This window comes from Sphingobacterium sp. G1-14 (genome assembly GCF_002196555.1).
Taxonomy (GTDB): domain Bacteria; phylum Bacteroidota; class Bacteroidia; order Sphingobacteriales; family Sphingobacteriaceae; genus Sphingobacterium; species Sphingobacterium siyangense.
In genome coordinates this window covers 1,777,878-1,790,124 of the sequence record NZ_CP021381.1, presented here as the reverse complement: position 1 = coordinate 1,790,124, position 12,247 = coordinate 1,777,878, and the positions used below count along the sequence as shown (strand labels likewise).

The following is a 12,247-nucleotide window of genomic DNA, read 5'->3' as shown; positions in this document are numbered from 1 at the left end:
GAAGCCAAAATTTCAACAGCGGAAGAGTATACCCGAATATGGTCCGATCCCCCTTCTAACAATATGAAAAAGTACATGATTAAAATGGCAATTTCAGATGGGCTAGATAAAAACTCCATAAAAATAGAAACCGATAGCTGGGGAGAAGTTATTCTTTCAGACACATGGAGAAATACCATTAAATTTAGACGAGGTAGCCTGGGTGAATATACAACTGTCAATAAGAGTGGTATTAAACTGACCATAAAAGAAGATTTTTCAGGAAATATTGTCGTAAAAGATGAGGATGGAGATAAAACTACTATCAGAAAAAATAGCAGCGGCGATTTTGATATCCGCGATCTAGACAGAAGTTCATCTACAGTTTTAAAAAATATACACGGTAATTTAGAAATACGTGATGAAAAAGGAAATGTAAAAACTGTATCAAAAAATATTTCTGGAGGTCTCGACATCCGAGATAATCAAGGCAATAGCTCAACGATATCCAAAGATATCTTCGGCAATCTGGAAATTCGAGACAACAAAGGTAATTCAAGCCGGATAACAAAAGATATTCTTGATAATCTCACTATCGAAAATAGTAATGGTCAACGTACCACAGTGAGAACTGATATTCTAGGTGGTAAAACGATAGAAGACAATAGCGGAAATCGAGTTTCAGTTAGAAAGGATATATTTGGAAATTATGAAGCCAGCGATAACAATGGAAACCGGGCGTCGATTAAAAAGGATATCTTTGGAACGGTAATCATTGATGATCCAAAAGGTATTCTAAATGACGCAGTGAAATTGCAATTGATCCAAGAACTTTCAAAGAACTAAATTTTTCTAGAAATTAGTCTATTTTATAAGTGAATAATCCAACGTTACGATGGACCAAAATATTATCGATTTAATTATAGATGAACTAGCAAAAGACACAGATAAAAGCAATTCGTATGCTTTACCCAACGAGGATAACACTTACAATTTACCCATAGAAGAAAATAAAAGGAGGATTAACTGAAGCAGGAGATCGTACCTTCTTCTGATGAATAATGAAAAACCCTCGAGCCTATTTACAAAGGTTTCAACATTCGTATAGTTAAAGATTTTCAAAAGAAAATTAAAATCCCTAAAATTGCAGTCTCATTTCAAGGAAATCGGATTCAGTATATTAATGCTACTGATCTTCCAAACGATATTGACGCTACGGAAATAGGCCCTAAAAAGGGAAATAAGCGAGTTGAATAAAAATAAAACGATGAAAAAGATTATATTTTTTCTATTACTGATACCTTTTTGGGCAGCTGCTCAAGAACAAAATATCCAAAACTTTATCGTAAAAGAAAACCTTTCCAAAAATGGAAAATTGGCTATAGTTGCATTGGATCCATTGGGAAATACCAATGAGACCATCAATGGCAATTACCTATTTACAATAAATGGATTCTCACAAGCATTGCAGTTTCATGAGGGTGTCGCTGTCCCTAATCAGAAAATTGAGTCATCAACATTTGTATTCTTTAGCCATAAGAATCAACAAACTTCCAAAGGTCGCTTATTTTATATCTATAAGAGCGATAGCGGACTCTCTCCTTTTGCCATTAGCGGATTGATGTTTTTGATTATCCCGGCCATTGTATTAGGAATAGCTTACATGTTTAAAAAAGTGATTATGACAGCGATCGCACTGGCTATAGTTTTCTTTTTATTCAACCATTCACAGGGTTTAGACTTGAGTAAAATTTTTGAATCTATATTTTCAAGTCTCAAAAATCTCATCGGTTGACAACACGATCTCTCGGGAAATCCTATCAATTGATGTGATCAAAGTAAATCATAACAAAACGATTGTACATTAGAACGGCATACCGATTCCAAAATTGTATTGAATAAAATTGTATCTGTCGGGTCTATGGGTTTCATAATATTGTGCCTTAAATTCCTTGGAATCAAAGAAGTGCTTGATAACCCATTGATCAGCACCTGAGAATTGTGGATCTTTTAGTTTAAGCCCGGCATCTAAGCGAATCACAAAATAGTCCGAATCGAAACGAAGTCCGAAACCGGTACCGATGGCGACTTGCCCAAGGAATTTATTGAATTTAAACTCTCCACCCGGATTTAGTTCTTCATCCTTCTTCAATCGCCAAACATTTCCCATATCCACAAATGTCGCTCCATTCATCTTTGCGCCCAGGAAGTTATTAAGTAATCTGAATCGATACTCCGCATTCGCTTCCAGCTTAATCTCCCCCAACTGATCCAAATTACGCAGGTTTAAACGCAAATCCTCACTAAGACTCTGCCGGTTATAGGCACCTGGTCCCAGGGTACGCGCCTGCCAAGCGCGTATACCATTCATCCCCCCACTATAAAAGCTCTTTTCAAAAATCAACAGTTTAGAGTTATTACCATAAGGAATCGCTATCCCTGGATTAAAACGGAAGACAAACTGCCTATTTCCACCAAGATTTCGGTATAAACGATAATCAAATTCTGTCTTGGCGTATTGAAGAAAGGGCACACCAAATATTTTTTTCTCACCGTCAGCATTCTTGGGCAATTTTGCCAAGGAGCTAATAAGGTCCAGCACGTTTCCACTCACGTCCAATGTTCCTCTGAAATATTGAAAATCCTCCTTGCTATTCAATTTCTTGCCATTCAGGATAAAGGTATATTGTGTTCCTAAACCAAAATACTGGCGATCGTTGCTACGTACATACAGCTGGTAGCCTTCCTGTACAAGCTTGTTCCGAAAATTGGAATCCAAGCGTCCATCCCGATACTCCAAAACGATAGGCGTAAAACTATGGTACTTATTTTCTGTTTCATACCAAGAGTAATTCAGCGATGTGATAAAATAGCGGTTTGAATAGGTTTTATCTTGATCGAACAACTGCAATGTCATCGAGTAGGTCGTTTTGGGCAAACCAAACTTCCCCCCTGGATTAATATGAAAGGGTACCATCAGACGAGGAATAACCAAATTTACGCCCGCTTGAAAATCGTTATTGAATATTTTACTGGAAAGCCCTCCTGCTAAACGCGGATCAAACAATACGCCATAACGTAATTTCACTTCCAATTGCTCCGAACCACCAAAGATATTACGTTGTGAGAATGTATTTCCAATATTAAATCCGCTCATACCTGAACTAAAAGTATACTCCCCCTCTATCTGGTTTCCCATACGAGGTCTTGGAACGAAATCATAGTGCACATCTAGTTTATTGGAATCTTTTTTGACAAACTGCATTTTGACAGAACGAAAACCATTCATCTCGTACAATCGGTCATAGGATTTATTTTCCTCCCGCAAGGAATAGTACTGACCTGAGCGTAAATACATATAACGTTCCAAAGGTTTCCATCTGAAACTATTCGTTTCATCAATAAATAAAAGGCGTTTTGCAGAATCTAGGATACGACGTGGCTCCTTCTTCGACATTGTTCCATAATTCCTTATCGTCATATAAACACTGTCTATTTGATACTTTTTATGTATCGTAGAGTCAGATGGATTTTCGACATTAATTTTCAAGTCGATCAAAGGTCCATCGATAGTTGAATCGACCCCAGCACGCATATATTGCCTTACATAATCGTAATACCCATTGTTACGCATCGAAACATAAAGTTTCTCCCGCTCATCGAGCAACTTTGCGGCATCGTACTGGGTATTGGATTTTACGGAAGTTTTAGGAAGTACCTCCCGTTCAAATATTGCCTTTATATCTTCATCCTCAAATTTTCGATCTATATTTCTAACTTGATAAGGAACACCTTCATCCACTTTAAAATCGATATGTGCTCGCTTTTTGGAAATTGAAATCGTAGGTTCGACCTTAGCTTTAAAGTAACCTTTTGAAAATAGAAAACGCCGGATTTGATTGGCAGACAAATCTACCATTGCCGAATCCAGCAAGTGAGGTGGTTCGCCGACATTCCTAATTTTCTTGGTTTTATAACGTCCGTTTTTAGTATTGAACGTATTGTAAATAAATAGATTTACCCTTGAATTGGGTCTTATTTGATTGGAAATATACGTTTCGGATGATTCTTTCAATGCAGGGGTGACACCAGAAATCTGTACTTTTGTAACCAGAGCTTGGTCATCGTCAAGATATTTTGAAGACCGGCATGATGCAAAAAATAACACTAAAAGCGTTATACTTGCAAATCCGATAAAACGAGTATACTTAATCATCAATAAAAATGTTGTCAAAAGCGCAAATCAGTCTAATAACGTCTCTACAAAATAAAAAGTATAGAAAACAACACGGCCTGTTTATCGTTGAGGGTATAAAATCCGTGATGGAATTTATTTCATCAAGTTATGAGGTTGAGTCTATTTTCTACACGGACGACGCCAACACAAAAGTGGGTAAAATCTCGCATAATATAAAATCCCATGAACTAACGGAAACTGAATTCCAAAAGATTAGTGCACTGAAATCGCCACAAGGTATACTCGCTTTGGTCAAACTTCCTTTACAACAAAAAATTGTACCAAGTAATTTAAAAAATAAGTTTAGCCTCGTACTCGATGATGTGCAGGATCCAGGCAATCTTGGGACAATTATCCGCACGGCGGAGTGGTTTGGAATCGAACATATTATCTGTTCCATTGGCACTGTAGACGCTTACAATCCTAAAGTAGTGCAAGCAACTATGGGCTCATTGGCAAGACTGCAGATCCACTATACTGATTTAACTGATTTTATTCCGGCTACTGGATTGAAAGTATATGGCGCCCTACTTGATGGTCAATCCATTTATCAGACTGTATGGGCTGATGAGGGGCTAATTGTTATGGGTAACGAAGGAAATGGCATCAGCGACGAAATAATAGCTTTGATCGATCAAGCTGTCACTATACCTCGCCTAGGGCAAGCCGAATCATTGAATGTAGCCGTAGCAACAACGATCTTCTGTAGTGAGATTTCCAGACAAAAACTGACCTAAAACAGATTCTATTTGATGCTTCGCTTAGAGCTTTTGATGTAATCCAATCCTGTTTCCTTCCAAATCTTCAGTTTCTGCCACGGCAAAGCCCAAGTCGGTATGAAAGGTGGCTGGATATAACTCTTTTCCCCCCAACGCTAGCGCTTTCCCGATTGTATCGATCACATTCTCCACATGAAAATAAATCAATACTCCAACTTGTGTGGGTTTATAAATTTCCCCCTTTGCTAAAGCTCCCGTAATTCCCGGAAGCATCTCCTGAAAAGGAAAATAAGCCATTTGATTTCCATCAAACTCCTCCCTTTCAAAGGAAAAGTTAAATGTTTGGCTGTAAAACCGAACCGCTCTTTCCATATCCGTTACAGGAATTTCAAAATATACTCCTGGATTTCTATACCCTTCCATATTTAAACACTGATCTTCATCAAAAATATCAATTTTAATAGAGAAAACGCCCCGTCGCGACATTTTTCTATTCATTCAAAAGTTTCGATTAATTTTTGTCAAAAGAAAAAGCTTAATCGCTCCAAAAACTGTACATTTGAACAGTTCAATTGAAAGACGGATCGATACCGCTATCCATGTTCTTTTTTGAATATTCACACACGCTAAAATTACACCATGCCCGCTGAACAGAAATCCATCTATACGTTACAATTTATTTTACTTTGCTTAAGCTCGCTCCTATTTTCTTCCAGTTTCAATATGATTATCCCAGAACTACCCAATTATCTGAGCAGTTTGGGGGGGGCGGAGTACAAAGGGCTAATCATAGCATTGTTTACGTTGACTGCTGGAATTTCGCGGCCTTTTAGTGGTAAATTGACCGATCGGTGGGGACGTGTACCGGTCATGGCAATTGGATCTATCGTCTGTTTCATCTGTGGTTTTCTTTATCCCATTTTAACATCAGTCGCGGGCTTCCTATTCTTACGATTGATACATGGTTTTTCCACCGGTTTTAAACCTACCTCAACTTCTGCGTATGTCGCCGATCTGGTTCCTCAAAAAAGATGGGGTGAGGCTCTTGGCATGCATGGACTGGCTTTTAGCGTCGGTACAGCTGTTGGCCCAGCAATTGGGAGTGCCATTTTCGAGGCCTTTGGTATCAATGTTATGTTTTATTGTTCTTCTTTCATGGCACTTCTGTCTATTCTTATCGTCATTAACATGAAAGAAACACTGGCGAAAAAAGAAAAATTCAATCTTTCCATGCTCAAAATAAACCGCAAGGATATTATTGAATGGCGTGCCCTTCCAGCTGGAATCGTCACGTTTTTATCTTATACCGCCTATGGGGTCATTTTAACTTTAATTCCCGATTGGAGTGAATACCTGGGACTTAAAAATAAAGGACTATTTTTTCTGGCATTTACAATCGCATCGGTGCTGATACGTTTCGTATCCGGCAAAGTTTCCGACCGTTATGGAAGACCTAAGGTCATTGTTGTCGGATTGGTCATTATTGTTATTGCACTCGTTGCTATCGGTATGGGCAATAGTTTCATTGGAATGATGATCGGCGCAAGCATCTATGGCGTGGGCACAGGTATACTCTCCCCTGCCGTCAATGCCTGGACGATCGACCTTAGCCTACCTGAACATCGGGGCAAGGCAGTAGCAACCATGTATATCTCACTTGAAGCTGGAATAGGGCTTGGCGCACTGCTTGCTGGATTATACTATAGTGATGTTATCCTCCGGATTCCAGTCATTATGTATGCCAATGCGGTAGTTTTGCTACTTGCATTGACCTATATGCTGAGCTGGCAGAGAAAGCACAAAGCCCGCTAGTCTGCGTTCGATTTAAAATATAGCTATTTGATTTTGGGTTTAATTGCATCGTTGATTTCCCGATAGCAGCCTTATTGCTGGGATAATCAAGATAAATATTAAAACGGACACATACGTCTACCAAGAAGGAGCTAATATCAATTTTTATTTAATGTTTAGACAGTGCTTGTTCAGTGCTGATTCAGTCTACACTGAGCAAGCACTGAACAAGCACTGAACAATCACTGAACAAGCATTGTCTAAATAGAGAATCTGAACTCCATTTAATATCCCTTTGTTGCGTCTAAAAATCATAGCTTCCTTGTTCCCTTTCTTCAAAATATTAACCCTACACGCTTATCGGAATAGAATCCACGAACGATATACCTGAACAGGCACCCAAGTAACAGGTTTTAGAAATAGTATGCGATATATTGCATATAAAAGGTAATTTATCTAAGTTTGATTATCATGGTAAGCAATTATTTAAAGCTTCAATACAGATTACTAGCTCGCCATATCAAGGCTACAGGACTACCCGTTCCGATCGCATATCTCCTGTTGTTTGGGTTATGCTATTTGATCTATTACTTTTTGTTTCAATACCCTATTTTTGGCTGTTATGCCGTGATACTAGGCAATTTTCAACTGCTTTTTCTCCTCACTGAAAAAAATAGAAATGATTTTCTCAAAATCACATACAGTAAACGAGATTTTCACAAGATCAGAATAGTAGAGAATGGCCTATTGACGCTGCCGTCCTTCGTCATTCTTTTTCTCCACAGCCAATGGCCCTATGCATTGTTATTAATTACTTTGGCTGTTGTTTTTACATTTTTGACGTTTAGGGCTTTCGGAAAATCTATTCCAACACCTTTCACAAAAAAACCTTTTGAATTTATCATCGGGTTCCGACGGAGCTACTTGCTTTTGCTTGTAGTATATCTGTTGGCTGGAATCGGTTTTTATGTAGCCAATTCCAATCTTGTTTTATTTTGCGTCGTTTGCATTGCGCTCACCTGCGTTTTCTATTATCAATTGCCGGAGCCTATTTTTTACCTCTGGAATCACCATCATACACCAACAGTCTTTCTGATGCGAAAGTTTAAAAGGGGAATTTTACAGTGTCTGCTCTTGGTACTGCCCCTTCTTTTTCTGTATGTTGTCATCTTTCCATCGGATTTATTTAATGCCTGTATTGTATTGGGCGGAATATTACTTTTACTTCCTTTTGCAATCACATTGAAATACGTCGCTTACCCACGGGAGATCAATTTCCCCGAAGGTTTTGCTTTGGCACTTTGTTTTAGCTTTTACCCTTTGATTCTAGCGCTCTTGCCTTTTTATTATATCAAAGCAATCAACAATCTAAAAAATCACTTATGATCGAGCTTACGAATATCAATAAGTCCTTTGGACAGCATCAAGTACTCCACGAGGTTACTTACCTCTTTGATAGCGGAAAAGTATATGGTATCGTCGGTGAAAATGGCGCTGGAAAGACAACGCTGTTTCGTTGTATTGCTGGACTAGAAACCGCTTCGGGAAGTTTAAAATCTGATTTAGAACCGCTGAAAAACAATTTAGGTTACCTCACCTCGGATCCGTATTTCCTTTCAAAGCTCACCGGCGAAGAGTATATTTATCTGCTGACGGATGCACGCGGTAAACAGATCAAAAACCTCAGTGAGAGAAATATTTTCGAGTTGCCCTTAAAGGAGTATGCGAGCGCCTATTCCACGGGAATGAAAAAAAAACTAGCCCTGACAGCTACCTTACTTCAGGACAATAATTATTATATCCTTGACGAACCTTTTAATGGCATCGATCTACAAAGCAGTATTATTCTTACGGAGATTATTCTTCGTTTAAAAGCGATGGGTAAAACGATCCTGATTTCGTCCCATATCTTTTCCACGCTAAAAGATACCTGCGATGAAATCTTGGTACTCGAAACGGGCAGAATTAGTAAATCTGTAAAAAAAGAGCAGTTCGGCGACTTTGAACAGGAAATGAAAGAAAAAATACTACAAAAAGATATCGACAAATTGTGGCTTTAGCATACCGTAACACTTGAGATAAACACTATGGAAAAACACTTACCTATACTGGAAACTGAACGTTTAATTATCCGTCCAATACAGATGGATGATGCAGCTTATTTTTTCGCAATGGATTCACAGCCGGAGGTTCATACCTTTCTGAATAACGAACCTGTTCAATCTATTGAAGAAATGAAAAAAGCCATCGCGCATATTCAGCAACAATATGAAAAATACGGTATAGGCCGTCTAGGGGTCATTGAGAAATCAAGCAATCAATGGATTGGCTGGACGGGATTTAAGTATATTGACGAATTGGAGAACGGACGTATTGGATTTTTAGACCTTGGTTATCGTTTCAGAACGGAATCTTGGGGAAAAGGCTATGCGACAGAAGCCGCACTAGCCTGCATGCAATATTACAGCGAACAGCTGACCCATTTTGAAGTACATGCCATCACGCATACAGCAAACCTGGGATCAAGGCATGTCTTGGAAAAAGTAGGATTTCAGGTAACTGAAGAATTTCATTTCGATCTATGGAATATTCCCTGTTATTGGTATGATCTAGCCATTGACCAATCAACAAACTAATTATATTAGTTTTAAAAACTAATTTTTTTAACTTTTCATAGTTTCACTGGGATAAAACAAAATGGTTTTGTATTTTTACACGTTCGAATAAAATATTATTTCGAACATTTCTGTATTGTACAATTTAATCTATTGCTGAGTAAATGAGTGACGAAACGAACTTCCCAACGGAAGATAATCAAGAAGAGCTGGGATCAGGAAAAACAGAAAACGGAAGTCAAACGATACCTTTATCAGGACTATACGAAAACTGGTTTTTGGACTATGCATCCTATGTCATCTTGGACAGAGCCGTTCCACATATCAATGACGGTTTGAAACCCGTACAACGTCGTATCCTCCATTCCTTGAAGGAAATGGATGATGGACGATATAATAAAGCTGCCAACGTCATTGGTAACACGATGAAATATCACCCACATGGTGATGCTTCTATCGGTGATGCCATGGTACAATTGGGCCAAAAGGATCTCCTGATTGACTGTCAAGGTAACTGGGGCTTCCCAATTACGGGCGACTCTGCTGCTGCTCCACGGTACATCGAGGGAAGATTATCCAAATTTGCAAATGACGTTGTCTTCAATCCCGAAACAACTGATTGGCAATTGAGTTATGATGGACGGAATCGCGAACCTGTCACACTTCCGGTAAAATTCCCATTATTATTGGCTCAAGGTGCCGAAGGTATTGCTGTTGGTTTAGCAACCAAGATTATGCCGCACAATTTCATTGAGTTAATCGACGGATCTATTCAGGTATTAAACGGTGAACGTCCGAATATCTTCCCAGACTTCCCTACGGGTGGTATGGCCGACGTTTCAAATTATAATGAGGGTCAACGTGGCGGTAAAATCCGTGTACGTGCGAAAATTGAAGAACGCGACAAAAAGACACTCGCAATTACAGAAATTCCATTTGGAACCACGACGGGCGGTCTGATTGAAAGTGTGGTCACAGCAAACGATAAGGGAAAAATTAAGATCAAAAAAATCGAGGACAATACAGCAGGAAATGTAGAGATCATTGTGCATTTGGCTCCTGGAATTTCTCCTGATGTAACGATTGATGCTTTATATGCCTTTACCGCCTGTGAAGTCTCTATCTCACCTAACACTTGTGTTATCAAAGATGAGAAACCTCACTTTATGAGTGTCAATGACATTCTAACGGAAAACACAATAAACACAAAAAATTTATTGAAACGAGAATTGGAGATTCGCTTAAACGATCTTCAAGAAAAAATCTTCTTCAGTAGTTTATTAAAAATATTTATTCAAGAGGGGATGTACAAGCATCCGGATTATGAAAATGCAGGTGACTTTGAGGTCGTGGTGCAGGTTCTAAATCGCTTGTTCGAACCTTTCTTCGATCAATTTTATCGTGAGATACGACCAGAAGATTACAAAAAATTGATCGATAAACCAATGAGTAGTATTACACGTTTCGACGTTAAAAAAGCGGACGAAATGATGAAAACACTCGAAAATGAGATCAAGGAAGTCAAGCGTCATCTACGTCAATTGACAGAATATGCCATTGCATGGTTTGAGAAATTGCGTGAGAAATATAGTAAAGACCGCGAGCGTAAAACCGAACTGCGTATATTCGATAAAGTAGAAGCGACCCAAGTTGCCCTAGCAAATGCCAAACTATATGTCAATCGTGAGGAAGGATTTATTGGCTCAGGCATGAAGAAAGATGAGTTTGTATGCGACTGCTCGGATATCGATGATATTATTGTATTCCGCGAAGATGGCAAATATGTTGTTAGTAAAATCCAGGATAAAGTATTCGTTGGAAAAGGAATTATCCACGTTGCTGTTTTCAAAAAAGGTGATGAACGTACAATCTATAACGCCATCTATAAAGAAGGTGAAACTGGTACCAGTTACATCAAACGTTTCTCTGTGGTAGGTGTCACTCGGGATAAGGAATATGATGTATCCAAAGGATCCAAAGGGTCTAAAATCCTATATTTCACAGCCAATCCAAACGGTGAAGCAGAGATCGTCAATATACAGCTTAAACCGCACACAAAATTGCGCAAGTTGAATTTTGACATGGACTTTGCCGAGATTGCAATCAAGGGCCGTGCTTCACAAGGAAACATTGTATCAAAATATCCCGTCAAAAAAATCAGCTTTAAAAGCTCTGGTGTCTCCACACTGGCAGGACGAAAAATATGGTACGATACCATCATGAAACGTCTAAATGCAGATGAACGTGGCCAATACCTTGGCGAGTTTGACGGCGACGACAAGATATTAGTGGTTCTTTCGGATGGTAGTTACGAATTGTCAAACTTTGATCTGAGCAACCACTTCGACGAGAAAATGATCCGGATCGAAAAATACCACCCGGACCATATCTATACAGTTGTGCATCAGGACGGCAAGAGCGGAACGTACTTTGTCAAACGTTTTAAATTTGACGATCAACCTATTGGAAAACGCATTTCCTTTATTAATGAAGATGCAGGATCTAAATTGGTATTGATGAGTAATGCGGCTGAACCGATGGTCAAATTGGAGATTTTAAAAGGTAAATCCCAAACGGAAGAAACTCTTGATCAGCCTTTGACTGAAATTATTGACGTAAAAGGAATAAAAGCACAAGGAAACCGCCTGTCTTTCCATACCGTAAAATCGGTTACGCTAACAACAGCGGATGAAGATTTAAGTCAAAAAGGTAAAGAAAAAGCAGCCGAAACGAGTACTGATATCACAGAAACAACGGTTGATAGTACCATAACGGCGGTGGACAGTTCCGTGAAGGAGAAGGAGGTAGAGTCAAACGATAAAAATGACGATATCAAATTGGAAATCACTAATCCAAATGACATCCAAATCGACGATAAAGGACAGATGGAAATGTTCTAACTCGTA

General features: G+C 38.8%; 10 protein-coding genes. 8 read left to right on the top strand and 2 right to left on the bottom strand.

The features are described 5' to 3' along the window. The first annotated feature begins 63 nt into the window (after window positions 1–63). Window positions 64–825: a hypothetical protein gene (locus CBM24_RS07415; protein ID WP_157698400.1), complete on the top strand. Its 762-nt coding sequence runs from the start codon at window positions 64–66 to the stop codon at window positions 823–825. 421 nt (window positions 826–1,246) lie between these two features. Further along, window positions 1,247–1,774, top strand: a complete 528-nt coding sequence (locus CBM24_RS07410) for a hypothetical protein (protein ID WP_088160721.1) — start codon at window positions 1,247–1,249, stop codon at window positions 1,772–1,774. A gap of 69 nt (window positions 1,775–1,843) precedes the next feature. Here the strand turns inward: CBM24_RS07410 and CBM24_RS07405 are convergent, their stop codons facing one another. Continuing rightward, entirely contained in the window at window positions 1,844–4,195 is a 2,352-nt protein-coding gene (locus CBM24_RS07405; RefSeq protein ID WP_088160720.1) for a BamA/TamA family outer membrane protein, read from the bottom strand. Window positions 4,196–4,203: 8 nt separating this feature from the next. Between CBM24_RS07405 and CBM24_RS07400 the strand changes: the two genes are divergently transcribed. Then, window positions 4,204–4,953 carry a TrmH family RNA methyltransferase gene (locus tag CBM24_RS07400; RefSeq protein WP_088160719.1) on the top strand — a complete coding sequence of 250 codons (750 nt, stop codon included), beginning with the start codon at window positions 4,204–4,206 and terminating at the stop codon, window positions 4,951–4,953. Between the two features lie 24 nt (window positions 4,954–4,977). Here the strand turns inward: CBM24_RS07400 and CBM24_RS07395 are convergent, their stop codons facing one another. Continuing rightward, window positions 4,978–5,433, bottom strand: a complete 456-nt coding sequence (locus CBM24_RS07395; RefSeq protein ID WP_232475715.1) for a VOC family protein — start codon at window positions 5,431–5,433, stop codon at window positions 4,978–4,980. Window positions 5,434–5,574: 141 nt separating this feature from the next. On the opposite strand from CBM24_RS07395, the gene CBM24_RS07390 reads away from it, so the two are divergent. The 5 genes from CBM24_RS07390 to CBM24_RS07370 all read left to right on the top strand — a co-directional run bounded on the left by CBM24_RS07390 (window position 5,575) and on the right by CBM24_RS07370 (window position 12,241). Beyond that, window positions 5,575–6,747, top strand: coding sequence for an MFS transporter (locus CBM24_RS07390; protein WP_088160718.1), 1,173 nt, complete (start codon window positions 5,575–5,577; stop codon window positions 6,745–6,747). 450 nt (window positions 6,748–7,197) lie between these two features. Further along, the gene (locus tag CBM24_RS07385) at window positions 7,198–8,112 is read left to right on the top strand and encodes a hypothetical protein (protein WP_088160717.1); all 915 of its coding nucleotides are present in this window, start codon (window positions 7,198–7,200) and stop codon (window positions 8,110–8,112) included. Next, window positions 8,109–8,786 (top strand): ATP-binding cassette domain-containing protein, encoded by a 678-nt coding sequence (locus CBM24_RS07380; protein WP_088160716.1) that lies wholly within the window; start codon window positions 8,109–8,111, stop codon window positions 8,784–8,786. The genes CBM24_RS07385 and CBM24_RS07380 overlap by 4 nt, the downstream gene beginning before the upstream one ends. A 27-nt stretch (window positions 8,787–8,813) precedes the next feature. Beyond that, the gene (locus CBM24_RS07375; protein WP_088160715.1) at window positions 8,814–9,362 is read left to right on the top strand and encodes a GNAT family N-acetyltransferase; all 549 of its coding nucleotides are present in this window, start codon (window positions 8,814–8,816) and stop codon (window positions 9,360–9,362) included. A 143-nt stretch (window positions 9,363–9,505) separates the two neighbouring features. Then, complete coding sequence (locus CBM24_RS07370; RefSeq protein ID WP_088160714.1) at window positions 9,506–12,241, top strand: DNA gyrase/topoisomerase IV subunit A; 2,736 nt, start codon at window positions 9,506–9,508, stop codon at window positions 12,239–12,241. The last annotated feature ends 6 nt before the right edge of the window (window positions 12,242–12,247 follow it).